The 15,609-nt window shown below is 36.3% G+C and carries 15 protein-coding genes; 9 read left to right on the forward strand and 6 right to left on the reverse strand.

Translation table 11 applies throughout. The annotated features are described in order from the left end of the window. Nucleotides 1–147: 147 nt before the first annotated feature. A complete protein-coding gene (locus Q0K76_RS08955) occupies nt 148–1,059 on the reverse strand; it encodes a LysR family transcriptional regulator (RefSeq protein WP_294614570.1) in 912 nt (303 codons plus the stop codon). A 154-nt stretch (nt 1,060–1,213) separates the two neighbouring features. On the opposite strand from Q0K76_RS08955, the gene Q0K76_RS08960 reads away from it, so the two are divergent. From Q0K76_RS08960 to suhB, 4 genes are all read left to right on the forward strand, one after another. After that, nucleotides 1,214–2,392, forward strand: coding sequence for an acetyl-CoA C-acetyltransferase (locus Q0K76_RS08960; RefSeq protein WP_294614573.1), 1,179 nt, complete (start codon nt 1,214–1,216; stop codon nt 2,390–2,392). A gap of 9 nt (nt 2,393–2,401) precedes the next feature. Further along, nucleotides 2,402–3,058, forward strand: a complete 657-nt coding sequence (locus Q0K76_RS08965; RefSeq protein ID WP_294614576.1) for a CoA transferase subunit A — start codon at nt 2,402–2,404, stop codon at nt 3,056–3,058. Then, nucleotides 3,058–3,696, forward strand: coding sequence for a 3-oxoacid CoA-transferase subunit B (locus Q0K76_RS08970; protein WP_294614579.1), 639 nt, complete (start codon nt 3,058–3,060; stop codon nt 3,694–3,696). Before Q0K76_RS08965 ends, Q0K76_RS08970 begins: the two co-directional genes overlap by 1 nt. Nucleotides 3,697–3,945: 249 nt before the next feature. After that, nucleotides 3,946–4,749 carry an inositol-1-monophosphatase gene (suhB, locus tag Q0K76_RS08975; protein WP_294614582.1) on the forward strand — a complete coding sequence of 268 codons (804 nt, stop codon included), beginning with the start codon at nt 3,946–3,948 and terminating at the stop codon, nt 4,747–4,749. Nucleotides 4,750–4,874: 125 nt separating this feature from the next. Here the strand turns inward: suhB and Q0K76_RS08980 are convergent, their stop codons facing one another. Then, on the reverse strand, nt 4,875–5,279 hold the full coding sequence (locus Q0K76_RS08980; RefSeq protein WP_294614585.1) for a helix-turn-helix domain-containing protein: 405 nt from the start codon (nt 5,277–5,279) through the stop codon (nt 4,875–4,877). Nucleotides 5,280–5,532: 253 nt separating this feature from the next. Here Q0K76_RS08980 and Q0K76_RS08985 point away from each other — a divergent pair, with 253 nt between their 5' ends. Beyond that, entirely contained in the window at nt 5,533–7,713 is a 2,181-nt protein-coding gene (locus Q0K76_RS08985) for a heavy metal translocating P-type ATPase (protein ID WP_294614588.1), read from the forward strand. A 93-nt stretch (nt 7,714–7,806) separates the two neighbouring features. Here the strand turns inward: Q0K76_RS08985 and tilS are convergent, their stop codons facing one another. Both tilS and metC read right to left on the reverse strand, forming a co-directional pair. Continuing rightward, complete coding sequence (gene tilS, locus Q0K76_RS08990; RefSeq protein ID WP_294614591.1) at nt 7,807–9,114, reverse strand: tRNA lysidine(34) synthetase TilS; 1,308 nt, start codon at nt 9,112–9,114, stop codon at nt 7,807–7,809. Nucleotides 9,115–9,125: 11 nt separating this feature from the next. Beyond that, nucleotides 9,126–10,343, reverse strand: coding sequence for a cystathionine beta-lyase (gene metC / locus Q0K76_RS08995; RefSeq protein WP_294614594.1), 1,218 nt, complete (start codon nt 10,341–10,343; stop codon nt 9,126–9,128). A 98-nt stretch (nt 10,344–10,441) separates the two neighbouring features. Between metC and Q0K76_RS09000 the strand changes: the two genes are divergently transcribed. Next, the gene (locus Q0K76_RS09000) at nt 10,442–11,059 is read left to right on the forward strand and encodes a 4'-phosphopantetheinyl transferase superfamily protein (RefSeq protein WP_294614597.1); all 618 of its coding nucleotides are present in this window, start codon (nt 10,442–10,444) and stop codon (nt 11,057–11,059) included. Between the two features lie 108 nt (nt 11,060–11,167). On the opposite strand, the gene Q0K76_RS09005 is transcribed toward Q0K76_RS09000, so the two are convergent. Continuing rightward, nucleotides 11,168–11,950, reverse strand: a complete 783-nt coding sequence (locus Q0K76_RS09005) for a tyrosine-protein phosphatase (RefSeq protein WP_294614599.1) — start codon at nt 11,948–11,950, stop codon at nt 11,168–11,170. A gap of 93 nt (nt 11,951–12,043) precedes the next feature. On the opposite strand from Q0K76_RS09005, the gene pepB reads away from it, so the two are divergent. Then, the gene (gene pepB, locus Q0K76_RS09010) at nt 12,044–13,324 is read left to right on the forward strand and encodes an aminopeptidase PepB (protein ID WP_294614602.1); all 1,281 of its coding nucleotides are present in this window, start codon (nt 12,044–12,046) and stop codon (nt 13,322–13,324) included. A gap of 53 nt (nt 13,325–13,377) precedes the next feature. Here the strand turns inward: pepB and Q0K76_RS09015 are convergent, their stop codons facing one another. Further along, nucleotides 13,378–13,929: a peptidylprolyl isomerase gene (locus Q0K76_RS09015; RefSeq protein ID WP_363322453.1), complete on the reverse strand. Its 552-nt coding sequence runs from the start codon at nt 13,927–13,929 to the stop codon at nt 13,378–13,380. Nucleotides 13,930–14,199: 270 nt separating this feature from the next. Between Q0K76_RS09015 and Q0K76_RS09020 the strand changes: the two genes are divergently transcribed. Then, on the forward strand, nt 14,200–14,871 hold the full coding sequence (locus Q0K76_RS09020; RefSeq protein WP_294614609.1) for a phosphoribosyltransferase family protein: 672 nt from the start codon (nt 14,200–14,202) through the stop codon (nt 14,869–14,871). A gap of 108 nt (nt 14,872–14,979) precedes the next feature. Beyond that, nucleotides 14,980–15,555 (forward strand): Fe-S biogenesis protein NfuA, encoded by a 576-nt coding sequence (gene nfuA, locus Q0K76_RS09025; protein WP_363322454.1) that lies wholly within the window; start codon nt 14,980–14,982, stop codon nt 15,553–15,555. Nucleotides 15,556–15,609: the final 54 nt, after the last annotated feature.

A 15,609-nucleotide genomic window follows, 5' to 3' on the forward strand; every position in this document is an offset into this window, starting at 1 on the left:
ATCGTCCAAGAAAACGGCTTAAGTATAAAACACCTTATGAAGCCTTTTACTGACTAGATTCGCACTTAGATGTTGAATGTAGGAATTATTTTCTACTAAAACGTATGCCTTTCCTGAAACTTTTTTACAAACAGTAATCATTACAATTTACGATTGGTTATCATGTTTGTTTTTAAAAAAAGATAGCATATAATCAAATACATATTGATTTAGTCTAGAATAATGTTCTTTTCGGGGACGACATAATAACACTTTCCAATCAATGGGATCATTGAAGCGACGTTCAACAATATGATGATTGGAATAAATATCAAGAATTGGTGAAGGTAGAATGGTCAGGAATTTTGAATTAGTAGCGATTTGAAGCAAAAAGTCCCATGATGCTGACATGGTATATTTTTGTGGTTGTATATTGTATTCGCCGAATTTTTTCATTAGTTTGTGATGAATCATAAAGCTGGGTTCAAAAACGGCTAGCATTTGATCATGAAGATCTGACCACTCTAGTTTTTGTTTTTTTGCTAACGGGTGATCATGATTAAAAAAAACGGATAATTCACTTTGCTGTATAAGGTGTTCATCAATAATAGTTGAATTTATATTGGTCGGATCAAGTAAGATAGCAAAATCTAGTTCATCCACTATAAACATTCTGCTCAATTCATAAGCACCTTTTTCAATAATTTCGACTTCAATATTGGGATGATTAATAATTAAATCAGCAATAATATCTGAAAAGACAACACCTAATATTAATGGCGGAATACCGATTCTAACTTTTCCTTTTAGCTGACCTGCATCTTCGCGAATAGCAGTTAACATGGAATTGTATTGTGATAACAGCTGTTTTACCTGTTCATAAAACAGTTCCCCTGTTGGCGTTAATCCTTGTAAGCGCCCTTTATACCTTTCAAATAAATAAATTTTTTCTGACTCTTCAAATGATTTAATGAATTGGCTTAAAGCGGGTTGTGAAATATAAAGCCTTTTGGCGGCTAATGATAAATTAAAATCCGCTTTTACTACCGCGACAAAATATTGAAGGTGTCTAATATCCATATGTTTCCACGTTTTGCAATAGTTAACTTAAACTAAGTACATAAATTAATCTATAAGATAAACTTATAGATACTATAATAAACAAGACTTGGACAAAGGTAAATCCTTCATCTAGCATAAGTTAAATTTATCATTTACGTTAAAGGATGAGCTTATGAAAGATGTTGTCATTGTATCGGCAGTTAGAACACCAATTGGTAGTTTTGGCGGAGTATTTAAAAATGTCCCTGCTGTAGATTTAGGTGTTATTGCCGTTAAAGAAGCTATGGATAGAATTTCACTTAATCCAAATGAAATAGATGAAGTTATTTTAGGTAATGTATTACAAGCCGGACTTGGTCAAAATGTAGCAAGACAAATTGCTATCAAAGCGGGTATTCCAGATGTTGTTCCAAGTTTTACGGTGAATAAAGTTTGTGGTTCTGGATTAAAAACGGTTCAACTTGCAGCTCAAGCTATTGCAGCAGGTGAAGCTGATGTTGTTGTGGCGGGTGGTGCTGAAAGTATGAGTTTATCTCCTTACGTGGTACCTAATGCACGCTTTGGCTTTAAAATGGGCAATGTGCAGATGATAGATACTATGATTTGTGATGGTTTAACCGATGCATTTAATCATTATCATATGGGGATCACTGCGGAAAATGTAGCAGAAAAATATGGGATTTCTCGTCAGGCTCAAGATGAAATGGCTTTAGCCAGCCAACAAAAAGCCGCAATAGCACTCCAAACTGGTCGTTTTAAAGATGAAATTGTACCGGTATCAATAGCAAATAAAAAAGGTGAAGCGACAGTTGTTGATACTGATGAGTATCCAAAAATTGGTACTACTTTAGAAAAATTAGCCGGTTTACGTCCAGCATTTAAAAAAGATGGAACGGTCACCGCGGGAAATGCATCTGGTATTAATGATGGTGCAGCGATTTTAATTTTGATGAGCGGCGATAAAGCTAAAAAATTAGGTCTAAAACCACTGGTAACAATTACTAGCTGTGCATCAGCAGGGGTTGCTCCAGAACTTATGGGAATAGGGCCAATACCAGCTTCAGAAAAAGCCTTACAAAAAGCCGGTTTAACGGTTAATGATATTGATTTATTTGAAGCTAATGAAGCCTTTGCTGCTCAGGCCCTAGCTGTTTGTAATAGCTTAAAACTGCCGACTGAAAAGGTAAATGTCAATGGTGGAGCAATTGCATTAGGTCATCCAATTGGTGCTAGTGGTGCAAGAATTTTAATTTCACTTATTTATGAGATGAAGAAACGTGATGCTAAAAATGGCTTAGCTACGCTCTGTATTGGTGGTGGGCAAGGTATAGCAATGATTGTTTCTCGATAAGGAGGATGTATGGATAAAGTAGTTGATATCGAGAAAGCCTTGTCTTGTGTTAAAGATGGCACGGTAATGATGGTTGGTGGTTTTATGGCTAATGGATCACCAATAATGCTTATCGATTATTTATGTCAAAAAAATGTTAAAGATTTGACTTTGATTTGCAATGACTCAGGTTTAATTGACAAAGGTGTCGGTAAAATGGTGGTATTAAAGCAGTTTAAAAAAATCATTGCTTCACATATTGGGTTGAATAAAGAAACAGGTAGACAAATGACAGCAGGTGAAACTGAAGTTGAGTTGATTCCACAAGGAACCTTAGCAGAACGAATTCGTTGCGCTGGTTATGGTTTAGGTGGTATTTTGACACCAACAGGTATTGGTACCTTAGTTGAACAAGGTAAACAAAAACTCATGGTTGGTGGCAAAGATTATTTGCTGGAAGAACCATTACCGGCAGATGTCGCTTTATTATATGCAGATAAAGTTGATCGAGCCGGCAATATGGTTTACAAAGGTTCAATGAATAATTTTAATAATGTCATGGCGAGTGCAGCAAAAATTACTATTGTTGAAGCGGGTGAGATTGTTGAGGTTGGCCAGTTAGACCCTCAAGAGATTGCAACGCCAGGGATTTTTATTGATTATATTGTGAAAGGGAGTCGTTGCTAATGGATAAGGAACAATTGCAAAATTATATTGCTAGTCGTGTTGCAAAAGAGTTAGCCGATGGTGATATTGTTAACCTTGGCATTGGTTTACCAACCAGAGTAGCTAACTTTATTCCCGATGACATCGAAATTATTTTCCAATCTGAAAATGGTTTTTTAGGCTTAGGTCCAAGCCCTTCTACTGAAAATTTTGATGAAAGTATTGTTAATGCTGGTGGCCAACCCGTTACTATTCTACCGGGTGGATGTTTTTTTGATAGTGCAACTTCATTTGGTATTATCCGTGGTGGGCATGTTGATGTTTCAGTGCTCGGCGCCCTACAAGTTGATCAGCATGGTAACATTGCGAATTATATGATCCCTGGAAAAATGGTACCAGGTATGGGTGGCGCAATGGATCTGGTTACTGGCGCAAGAAAAGTGATTGTTGCGATGGAACATACTGCCAAAGGCGCCCCAAAAATCTTGAATGAATGTAATTTACCATTAACCGCAGTTAATGCTGTGGACTTAATTATTACCGAGATGGGCGTTATTGAAGTTACACCAAATGGATTAAAACTAACAGAAATCAATCCAGAGTATACGGTTGAAGATGTTATTAATGCAACTCAAGCACCTTTGATCATTGCGGTATAAGGTTATTGGCTTATGGTATTGTTTTTAAATTACTCCTAACATTAATTATAAATTCCGACTTTTGCCATCAGCTTTAGCTGATGGTTTTTTTTCATATAACGCTTATCACTCAATCGCATAATTGTGTCATCTCTATACAACATAAACTAGCAAAAAGACTGTAAAAGCTTTATACTAGCGCCACGTTTTAATATGGTAAGTGCATATTAAATCAACCCGTTCTTTAACATCATCAATTGGAAAAAAATTATGCATCCGATGCTGAATATTGCTATTCGTGCTGCTCGTAAAGCAGGTAATGTGGCCATTAAGGCTTATGAAAATCCGGGATCAATAGAAGTTGATACCAAAAGTCCGAATGATTTTGCTACTAATGTTGACCGAGCGGCTGAAGCATTAATTATTGAAACAATCAAAAAAGCTTATCCAGATCATACTATTATTGCTGAAGAGAGTGGTTTGGCTAAAGGTAATGATAGTGATACACAATGGATAATTGATCCAATCGATGGTACAACTAACTTTATCAAAAATATTCCCCATTTTGCTGTTTCAATTGCCGTGCGAGTAAAAGGTAAAACTGAAGTTGCGGTAGTATATAATCCAATGAGTAATGAGCTTTTCACGGCAGTGAGGGGACAAGGAGCGCAACTTAATGGCTACCGAATTCGTGTTAGTCATGCTAAAGATTTAGAAGGTTGTGTTTTGGCAACTGCTTTCCCTTTTAGAGCAAAACAGTATAGTGATAGCTACTTTTTAGTATTACAAAAATTATTTACTAAATGTGGTGATTTTCGTCGGGCTGGCTCAGGGGCTTTAGATCTAGCTTATGTTGCTGCCGGTCGATTAGATGGTTTTTTTGAAATTGGTTTAAAACCATGGGATATTGCCGGTGGTGAACTTATTTTACGTGAAGCCGGTGGGGTGATTACTGATTTCGCAGGCGGCAATAATTACATGGTTTCAGGTAATGTTGTAGCTGGTAATCCTAAAGTGGTAAAAGAACTGCTGATTGCGACTCAAAATGAATGGCCTGAAAAATTACGTAATTAATTTACATTGTTAAAACACAGGGTTAACCAGCCCTGTTGTTTCTTTCCTGCTTTTTATGTGTGTTTTTCTTCATAATTGGTATAAGAGAAGTGAGCATAACATATTAGTGATTTAAGTGAATATGGTTAAAATTGGTCAGTTATTGCTACCATTGAACAATTAACTTCCAACCCTTGTTTTTTCAAGCAATGGCTTCCCCATTTATACATTGCTTCTAATACTGGTTTAATACTTCTGCCAAAATCGGTTAATGAATATTCAACTTTTGGTGGTACCACCGGGAAAACTTTTCGGATAATCAAACCATTGGCTTCAAGTTCACGTAATTGATGGGTTAGCATTTTAGGTGTAGCACATGGAATTTCTCTATGTAATTGAGAAAATCTTAACGTTGTTGTCGTCATCAGTTTCCATAAAATTAAGGATTTATATTTCCCCCCAATCATGTTTATTGTTGTTTCAACCGGGCAATGGGTAATAGAAGGATCACGCTGATTTTGTTCAACAGCGGTAAACAAATTACTATTCATATAGATGTCTCGACAGTATCTTTTTGGTAAGTATATATCAAAAAAGTGCATTCTTGTTAATACAATAATTAGTATTAAAATGTTTGTTAGTTATATTATTAAGATAAAGTAAACCGCTCATTCTCTGTAATATTTAATAAATGTAAGTAGCATCAATTCTATCTATTAAAATAATAGTGCACATTGCTAGCAAATGATTTCTTATCATGTAGGATATATTAAACCTAACAACACCAATTAAGGGATGCGTTAAATGAAAACAGTTGAATATAATTTTTTTGTTGAAGATATGAGCTGCGCATCATGCGTTAGCCGTGTTGAAAAAGCACTAAAAAAAATTGATGGTGTGATTGATGTTAGTGTTAATCTTGCTACAGAAAAAGCAACGGTAGCTGCTAACGCAAATGTTAAGTTAGAATCCTTAATGGCAGCAGTTGATAAAGCTGGTTATCATGCAGTTAAAATTTCTGACCAAGAAACCCACGCCAAAGATACTGATAAACAAGCATCACTTTGGCCAATTGTTACCTCAGTAATCCTTGCTATACCTTTTGTCTTTCCTATGTTATTAGAACCATTTGGTTTGCATTTAATGATGCCAGCTTGGCTACAACTTATTTTAGCCTCAACCGTGCAATTTGGCTTAGGGGCAAAATTTTATCGTAGTGGTTTAAAATCTGCTATAGCACTATCCGGTAATATGGATTTATTGGTGGCAATTGGCACGAGCGCCGCTTATGGATTATCGGTTTATCAACTGATTAAGGGTGATTATAACCACCTTTATTTTGAGTCATCCGTAGTTATTATTACTTTGATTTTGATCGGTAAGTGGTTAGAATCAAGGGCTAAACATCAAACTACCCAAGCAATTGAAGCACTTTCTGCCTTACGACCGGAAATGGCTTTAGTCAGGCGCAATGAACACGAGATAACTATACCAATTAATCAAGTACAAGTTGATGATATTGTCGTGATTAAACCAGGTGAAAGGATACCTGTTGATGGTGTGGTTATTGAAGGTTCATCAAGTAGTGATGAATCGATGTTAACCGGTGAGAGCTTTCCAGTTAACAAAACAGTTAATGATAAAGTCACCGGTGGTGCCATCAATGGTGAAGGATTGATTATCGTTAAAACCACGGCCATTTTAGCTGATTCAACCTTATCTAAGATTATTGAAATGGTTGAGTCAGCCCAAGCCAAGAAAGCACCAATCCAAAGAATTGTTGATCGTATATCTGCTATTTTTGTACCAGTAATTTTGTTGATTGCACTTATTACGTTAGTCAGTTGGGGGGTGTTAACCCAAGATTGGCAACAGGCATTATTACATGCCGTGGCGGTGCTAGTGATTGCTTGTCCGTGTGCATTGGGTTTGGCAACACCAACGGCGATAATGGTTGGCACTGGCGTTGCTGCTCGTCATGGTATTTTAATTAAAGATGCCGAAGCGCTAGAAACGTTACATAATATAAATACTGTTGCATTTGATAAAACTGGTACATTAACTATGGGTAAGCCAGAATTGGTTGAAATGGATATTGTTGGCAGTGATACGCCAGAACAAATCTTATCCATTGCGGCGTCAATGCAAGCCGGTAGTGAACATCCATTAGCCAAAGCTATTTTAGCTAAAGCTAAACAATATAGTTATGCACAAAATATAACTTCGGTCGCTGGCTCGGGCGTGATGGCGACACTTGATAATAGTGAATATTACTTAGGAAGTTTACGTTGGATGAAATCACTCAATGCTTACTTTGTGGATATGGATGATAAAATCAACGAATTTACACAAAAGGGCTATACCATTTCATTGTTAGCTAAACAGCAATCAGAAGATAACGTAGTAATCTTAGCCCTATTTGGTTTTGCTGATGTAATAAAAGATGAAGCAAAAACCGCTATCCAAGCTTTACATCAACTACAGGTAAAAACGGTAATGTTAACGGGCGATAATCAAATTGCTGCTAATTATGTTGGACAGCAGTTAGGGCTTGATGATGTTATTGCAGAGGTTTTACCGCAAGATAAAGCTAATTATATTTATCAACTGCAAAAAAATAATGAGCACAATAACGCTTATAAAGTTGCCATGGTCGGTGATGGTATTAATGATGCGCCAGCATTAGCAGCAGCTGATATTGGGATTGCAATGGGAACGGGCACGGATGTGGCCATGCATGCCTCAAGTATCACTTTAATGCGCGGTAATTTATTTTTAATTGCTGATGCGATTGATATTTCTCGTAGAACCTATAATAAAATTAAACAAAATTTATTTTGGGCATTTTTCTATAATCTAATTGGGATCCCACTAGCGGCATTAGGTTTCTTAAATCCGATGATTGCCGGTGCGGCAATGGCATTAAGTAGTGTGAGTGTGGTGACAAATGCGCTATTACTAAAACGTTGGCAAGCCAGGTCTTAAATATCTAGTGGAATATAATTTCTCAAAAAAAGGAGGCGCTAGTGCCTCCTTTATCGTTTGATTTTTAGTCAATCTAATAATTTGGTTTAATGATTATTTTTGAATAAAGCTAATTTCAGTACCTTTACCTTGTTCTGTCACAAATATACCCACAGCGGTGATCAGTTGTTCATTATAATAAATCAAAGGAATACGGGTTCGTTGCCAAGATGGAATACGATGCTCTTGCCAAAGTTTTTTTATGGAACGAGAACCGTGCCGATTAACAATCTGGAATTGACCTTGGGTATGAAATCGAACTGTAATTTGTTCATTAGCAAGAGGTAAGCGACACGCTAAATCCATATGATAATCAACTTGTAGTTGCCCTAAATTATCTGGCAAGACTAGCGGAGAATGCAAATCCCAATTCAGTATTTCATGTTCAATTTCTTGATATATCGGCAGTAAATAAAGTTGGTTTTGATAGCGGCGGATTTGCCGATTATGTAACAAAAATTTGGGATTAGCATCTTCTTTGGCTAAAGCGACAGTTTGCCAAATTAAGGCAATTTGCTGACGTGTTGGCATGTTAATTTGTTGTGATTTAAACCACATGCGCAAAATTGCATTGCGTTTATATTCAGCATAATCGAGTAGTGGCGTTATTGATAGTTGCCCTTGTTTACCAATTATTTGACTGAAATCTGCTTGTAAAAGTTCTTCAATAAGATCTTGTTGTTGCTGACATAGTTCAGCGCTGCGCGCCACCATTTGTGAAAAATGTGGCCAACGATGGTTAAGAATGGGCAGGACATTTAATCTTAAAAAATTGCGGTCATAATGATCATCTTGGTTACTTTCATCTTCAATCCAAGTTAATTTATATTTGGTAGCATAATGCTCAATTTGTTGGCGAGTGATGGTTAATAAAGGACGAAGATGTTGTTTATTTTCTTGTGGCATAGCCGCAAGGCCGGCAGGACCACTGCCGCGTTTTAAGGCTAAAAAAAAGGTCTCACATTGGTCGTCTAAATGTTGAGCGGTACATAATGTTTCATTATGGTGTAGATGTTTAAAGATAGCTTGGTAACGAGCCTTTCTAGCTTGCTCTTCAATATTACCCGCTTTAGCGTTAAGTTTTACCTTTTCAATAATTAATGGCACCTGCCATGTTTGGCACTGTTGATGACAATGCTCAGCCCAATAGTCTGCATTTTGACTTAAGCCATGGTGAATATAAATAGCTCTTAGTTGTAAGTCAGGCATGGAATACTGCTTGAGTTGTACCAGCCCATGCAAGAGTACCGATGAATCTACACCACCACTAAAAGCAATTAACAGCGATTGTCTACCTTTAAGACTATGCAATATTGTTTGTATAATTGTTTCATCGATAATTTGATCTTGTTGGTTTATCATTATTAGTCCGACTATACTAATGTTTGTAAGGCATTGACTTTATTTTTATGTAATTTTATACGATTGAGACCAGCTTCTAGATCAGCTATTAAATCATCGGGATCTTCAAGACCAATATGTAGTCGAATTAACGTTCCGCTAAAATTCACGCCCGATACCGGTCTAATTTTAGCGAGTTCTTCCGGTTGATTGGCCAGAATTAATGATTCGAATCCGCCCCAAGAATAAGCCATAGAAAAGTAAGTGAGATTATCTAAAAAATCCGATAATTGAACGTCGCTCAGATGTTCTTTGAGCACAAAAGAAAATAGACCGCTAGCCCCAGTAAAATCACGTTTAAAAAACTCATGACCTTTACAGCTTTCTAATGCGGGATGATTGACAATGGCAACTTTTGGATGCTCAGCTAACCATTTAGCGACTTTTATGCCACTTTCATGATGTTGCTTCAATCTTATTGCTAGGGTACGTAAACCGCGTGCAGCCATATAAGCAGTGTCAGCATCACACATTTGCCCCATTAAATAACTACGTTCCCGCAGTGTATCCCAACAGCGTTCATTTGCTACTGCTGTGCCTATCATGGCATCAGAATGACCAACTAAATATTTGGTGCCAGCTTGGATTGATATATCAATATCATGTTCGAGTGCTTTAAATAATACACCCGCTCCCCAGGTATTATCCATCATAATGATGATCTCAGGGTTAACACTGCGAATGGCTTTAACAATAGCAGGGACATCATGAACTTCCATCGTAATTGAACTTGGTGATTCAAGGAAGACTACTTTAGTATTTGGTTTAATCTGCTGACTAATATAGCGTCCGATTAAGGGCGAAAAGTAATCTGTTTGCACGCCAAAATCTTTTAAAATATGTTGGCAAAATTCTTGGGTAGGCTCATAAGCTGCTTCGGAAACAAGAATATGATCACCTGATTTTACGAATGCTAACATCGCATTAGCAATAGCAGCAGCGCCACACGGGTAGAGATAGCAACCCGCGCCACCTTCAATTTCAACCATGGCATCTTGTAGTGCAAAATGCGTTAGTGTACCACGGCGTCCATAAAATAGTGCTCCTTTGGTACGATTTTCAGCTGCTTCTTTTTTGGCTTCAACAGTATCAAAAACCAATGAAGAGGCTCGTTGAATTACTGAATTAACAGCGCCTTGGGTGTAACGCTTTTTACGTCCGGCATTAACTAATTGGGTTGGTAACGACATGATGTGTCCTTTGGCTACTTAGTAATTTTTAATAACAGTTAGCATAGCATGCTGTTAAAATAGAAAAAATAAATTTTATTAATAATGGTTTGTCGACAATGCTAATCATACAACTTGCTGATCTAAATGATGCTAGCGTGGATTTTTCTCTTTTGTCTCCGCAAATTCTTGAACAAGCTAATAAATTAAATGCTCACCGCAAAACACAATTTTTAGTTTGTCGATCAGTATTGGCAAGGTTACTGCACCGTTATTGTGCTATCTCAATATTACCCGATATTATTATTGGGGATAATAGTCGCCCTTGCTTTTTAGACCGAAATTTACCGGATTTTAATATCAGCCATAGTCAAAATATGGTAGCTGTCGCGGTTTCGTTGACAGGAAAAGTTGGATTAGATATTGAAGTTGCACGTGCGCGCAAAAATTATCTTAATGTAGCCAAAAATTTTTTTGCTGAAGATGAATATCAATGGATGATTAAACAAGCTGATTGTTTAAAGGCTTTTTGGCAATTGTGGACCTTAAAAGAGTCTGCACTAAAATTATACGCCAAAGGTGTTTGGCAAATTAAGTCAGTTAGTGTTGATATAGATAACGGCATAATTAGTGCGCCTTTTGCCGAACATTTTTTTTATCAATATAAACAAATTAAACATGTCCACCTTGCGGTTAACAGTAATATTCCAATAAGTAAATGTGAATTGCTGGTATAATTGAAGGTAATTTATTATTTTTTAATTACTCGAATTACTCTAAATTATTTGTTTGTACCTATTCAAATAGGTACATTGGATTGGCGCATTTTAATATTGTTCAAGTAATTAAATGAGATATATTTGTTGTAGAATTTTTTTGTTCTTTTCATCTAACTGATATTCTTTAGCTAACCAATTATCAATTGTGTCATAATGCTCTTTTATTGCAGTAATAGCAGCTAATAAATAGTCTTTTTTAGCAGCAAAAATTAGTCTACGATTTTCTAGTTTATCAGGATTTAATTTATATTTTTCTTTTTCTTTATATTGGTTTAATAACCATTCCCGATAGTCGGTTAATAGCTGTTCGGTAAGTAAATAATCTTGCATAATATTATCTTCACTCACGCCTAATGCAAATAGGATTAACGCCACGCCAACTCCGGTACGATCTTTACCCACGGCACAATGTTGTACTAAAGGTTTGCCATCAGCATTAAGTAAAATAGAGGTGAGTTTTTGATAAGCGGGATTATTAAATGGTAACTTTTGATACAGTTTTATCATAAAATCGAATGGGGAACGGTTTTTTAGAATTTTATTATCATCTTCCAAGTCACTGGTTAAACTAGCGGTAACCTCATTATTCAAAGGGTTGGCAGGAACATTAATATAATTGGCGTTATGCCATAGCCTATCAGGAAAATGTTCAATTTCTTTTTGATCTCGATAATCGATCACATAATGTAGTTTTAATTGATTAGCTAAAAATTCACCTTCGCTAGGTGTAATATGCGCAAAGTTACCAGCTCTGTATAACATGCCCGGTCGAATTTGGCGACCATCCATTGTTGCGATTCCACCCAAATCCCGGAAATTGATTCCATTTTTTATTGGTACCACTGTCATTGCTTATCCTTAATAATTCTTAACTTCGCTTGCTATATTAACATGTTTCTGATTAAATTTAATTCATTGTTTATCATTATTGAGGTTCTTGCTATGTCGATGTTATCTATTTTGCTTTCTGATAAACCCGCTCCATCACAATGGGGAAAAGATGCTTTGCTGAGTTTTTCGGATGGCACAATTACTATTCACTACAAACCAGAACATCGTTTAGGGGCGATTCAGCGAGCTGGACGCAAATTAGATAACCAAGGCATTAATTCCGTCAAATTAAGTGGTGAGAATTGGGATTTAGAAGCCTGCTGGCATTTTTGGTTAGGTTACCGGAATGCTAAAAAAAGCACGAAAGTAACGTGGCCAACACTTAACAGTAAAGAGAAGCAAGAACTTAACTACCGTTTAGCTATTATTGATTGGTGTCGCGATATTGTTAACCAACAAGCTGAAACATTATCACCCCTAGAGCTTGCTACGCAAAGTGCGAAATTGATTAGCTCCTATAGTGCGGATGTTAGTTATAACATCATTTCAGGCGAGGCATTAAAAGAACATGACTATATGGGAATTTATACGGTCGGTAAAGGTTCTGATAGACCTGCGGCTTTACTTGAACTTGATTTTAATCCAACTAACAATCCAAAAGCCCCGGTTACTACTTGCTTAGTTGGCAAAGGAATTACTTTTGATTCGGGTGGCTACAGTTTAAAACCAAGTAGTTTTATGGAGTCGATGCGTGCTGATATGGGGGGTGCTGCATTAGTCACGGGGGCATTGGCACTTGCGATAGCCAGAGGTGTTAATCATCGAATTAAACTATATTTATGCTGTGCTGATAATTTAGTCAGCGGCAATGCTTTTAAGTTAGGTGACATTATTCATTACCGTAATGGTAAAACTGTCGAAGTTGATAATACAGATGCGGAAGGGCGTTTAGTGTTAGCCGATGGTTTAATTTGTGCCGATAATGACAAACCGCATTATATTATTGACTGCGCAACACTAACGGGCGCCGCTAAAATAGCGGTTGGTAATGATTATCAGTCATTATTATCCTTTGATGATAAATTAGCTAACCAATTGTTAGCATGTAGTGAAATTGAACATGAAGCGTTTTGGCGTTTACCATTAGCCGAATTTCATCGTTCTCAGTTTCCATCATCTTTTGCTGATATCGCCAATTCTGGATTGCCTAATACTGCCGGCGCTAGTACAGCGGCAGCATTCTTGTCTTATTTTATTAAGAATTATAAACGCAATTGGTTACATATTGATTGCTCAGCCACATTTCGCAAAAGTGGTACAGCTTTATGGGCAACCGGTGCCACAGGGACAGGAATTAGAACAATTGCTAACTTACTGAGTCAATTGAAATAAAAACCACTTTTAAAAGTGGTTTTCCAAGTGAATACAGACAAACGTTAATTAAATTATTGGCTGTCAAGAATGATAGCTTTTTTGATATAAATGGGATCAACAGGAACATTTTGGTGCGGCCCCATTCGTTTGGTTGGAACATTAACAATTTTATCAACAACATCCATTCCTTTGATTACTTTACCAAATACTGCATAACCGTATTGTTCTGGAGATTGGTAGTTAAGATAATCGTTATTTACAACATTAATGAAGAATTGGCTAGTGGCACTATCTATTGCGCTGGTTCTTGCCATTGCTATTGTGCCTCGGTCATTTTTTAGACCATTATTGGCTTCATTTTTGATTGGGGCATTATTATCTTTAAATTTTAATTGATCGTCAGCCCCCCCACCTTGAATCATAAAACCGGGAATAACGCGATGGAAAGTTAAATTTTCGTAAAAACCATTGTTGACATAATTGATAAAATTTTTAGTGGTAATTGGAGCATGTTCGCTGTCCAATTCAATTTCAATGTCCCCCATACTGGTTTGTAATAACACTTTGGTATCAGCTAAAACGACGGTGGAAAAAAGCGTTAACCATAACAATATAAATAACATTTTGATTTTTTTCATATATAACCTTCCTTATTTAATTCGTTGGGCAAATTATACCTAAAATCACATTTATTGAAATATTAAATATGCAAAATTAAATGAAACAATGTGAAACAGATCAAAACTTGATTGGTTTGTTGGCAAATTTATTTTTAATAAGCCGTATTATAAGTTGGTTTAGTTGCAATATATTAATTTTAGTAGAAATAAAACTGATTTTTATACTAAAACGCACGCTACTCCTGAAACATCTTTACAACTAAGGTGATCTATATGCGCTGTATTTTATGTAATATGCCTTTATTTTTATCTCAGCATGGTATTTGTTGTCAGTGTTTAAAAAATTTACCCGCTTTAAATAAAGTTTGCCCTCAATGTGCTTTGCCTCATTCCTGGTCAACTCATATTTGTTATCGATGTCGTGAGCAAAAACCCTGCTGGGATGAACTTATTGCGGTTGCTAATTATATAGATCCATTAAAAAAATTGATTCATCATCTAAAGTTTTATCAAAAGATTGAATTAACTAATGCGCTTGCGAGGTTAATGTTTTTAGCCTGGTATAAACGCAGAGAAAGGTATGGTATTTTAAAACCAGATTTAATTACCTGTGTGCCACTACATCATATTCGTTATTGGTCTCGTGGCTTTAATCAAGCACAACAACTTGCTAAACCAATAGCCAGATGGTTGGCTAGAGATTTTAATCCTTATTTATTACAGCGAAAGCAGGTGGCAATGGATCAAAAAAGTCTATCGCTTAATGAACGTACCAAAAATGTTGCGTCATTATTTATATGTGAAGAGAATCTTTCGGGTAAATCAATTTTGCTTGTTGATGATATTGTCACTACGGGTAATACGATTAATGTTATCAGTCAACAATTAAAAAAATGTGGTGCGGTTAACATTCAAGTTATTTGTTTATGCCGCACTATGTTGTAAAATATTAAACAATCCCTATAATAACCAAGAAACAAAGTCAACTATTATCGATGATATCACTGGTTATGCCAACCAGTAGCGTCGAAGCGAAAGAGAGGGGTTATGTCCATTATTACCATTTCTGAATCAGCACAACAGCATTTTAAAAAATTACTTGCTAATCAAGCTGATGGAACACAAATTCGCGTATTTGTGATTAACCCAGGCACACCTTCAGCAGAGTGTGGGGTTTCATATTGTCCGGCTGATACTATAGAAGATAGTGACATAGAAGAAAAACAGACAGGCTTTTCGGTTTATATTGATGAGATGAGCGCGCCATTTTTAGAAGAAACTGTTATTGACTATGTTACTGATGAGCTAGGTTCTCAATTAACATTAAAAGCACCGAACTCTAAAATGAAAAAAGTTGCGGATGATGCACCATTAATTGAGCGCGTTAATTATGCAATCCAAGCTCAAGTCAATCCACAACTTGCCAGTCATGGTGGGCATGTAAGCTTAATTGAAATAACTGAAGATAATTATGTGATTTTACAATTCGGTGGTGGATGTAATGGTTGTTCTATGGTTGATTATACCTTGAAAGAAGGAATAGAAAAGCAGCTATTAGCCGAATTTCCTGAACTTGCCGGAGTAAAAGATATCACTGAACATCAGGCAGGAACTCATTCTTATTACTGAAATAATTTTATTTAAACCTTGCTTATTACTGTGATTAAGTCATAATCGCAAGAT

This window comes from uncultured Gilliamella sp. (assembly GCA_945271295.1).
GTDB lineage: Bacteria > Pseudomonadota > Gammaproteobacteria > Enterobacterales > Orbaceae > Gilliamella.

Excerpts from the sequence above, each read along its gene's own strand:
- Q0K76_RS09000 (WP_294614597.1), top strand. The coding sequence starts at position 10,442 with ATGCTAATCATACAACTTGCTGATCTAAATGATGCTAGCGTGGATTTT.
- suhB (WP_294614582.1), top strand. The coding sequence starts at position 3,946 with ATGCATCCGATGCTGAATATTGCTATTCGTGCTGCTCGTAAAGCAGGT.
- Q0K76_RS08970 (WP_294614579.1), top strand. The coding sequence starts at position 3,058 with ATGGATAAGGAACAATTGCAAAATTATATTGCTAGTCGTGTTGCAAAA.
- Q0K76_RS09015 (WP_363322453.1), bottom strand. The coding sequence starts at position 13,929 with ATGTTATTTATATTGTTATGGTTAACGCTTTTTTCCACCGTCGTTTTA.
- metC (WP_294614594.1), bottom strand. The coding sequence starts at position 10,343 with ATGTCGTTACCAACCCAATTAGTTAATGCCGGACGTAAAAAGCGTTAC.
- tilS (WP_294614591.1), bottom strand. The coding sequence starts at position 9,114 with ATGATAAACCAACAAGATCAAATTATCGATGAAACAATTATACAAACA.
- Q0K76_RS08980 (WP_294614585.1), bottom strand. The coding sequence starts at position 5,279 with ATGAATAGTAATTTGTTTACCGCTGTTGAACAAAATCAGCGTGATCCT.
- Q0K76_RS09020 (WP_294614609.1), top strand. The coding sequence starts at position 14,200 with ATGCGCTGTATTTTATGTAATATGCCTTTATTTTTATCTCAGCATGGT.
- pepB (WP_294614602.1), top strand. The coding sequence starts at position 12,044 with ATGTCGATGTTATCTATTTTGCTTTCTGATAAACCCGCTCCATCACAA.
- Q0K76_RS08965 (WP_294614576.1), top strand. The coding sequence starts at position 2,402 with ATGGATAAAGTAGTTGATATCGAGAAAGCCTTGTCTTGTGTTAAAGAT.
- Q0K76_RS09005 (WP_294614599.1), bottom strand. The coding sequence starts at position 11,950 with ATGACAGTGGTACCAATAAAAAATGGAATCAATTTCCGGGATTTGGGT.
- Q0K76_RS08960 (WP_294614573.1), top strand. The coding sequence starts at position 1,214 with ATGAAAGATGTTGTCATTGTATCGGCAGTTAGAACACCAATTGGTAGT.
- Q0K76_RS08955 (WP_294614570.1), bottom strand. The coding sequence starts at position 1,059 with ATGGATATTAGACACCTTCAATATTTTGTCGCGGTAGTAAAAGCGGAT.
- Q0K76_RS08985 (WP_294614588.1), top strand. The coding sequence starts at position 5,533 with ATGAAAACAGTTGAATATAATTTTTTTGTTGAAGATATGAGCTGCGCA.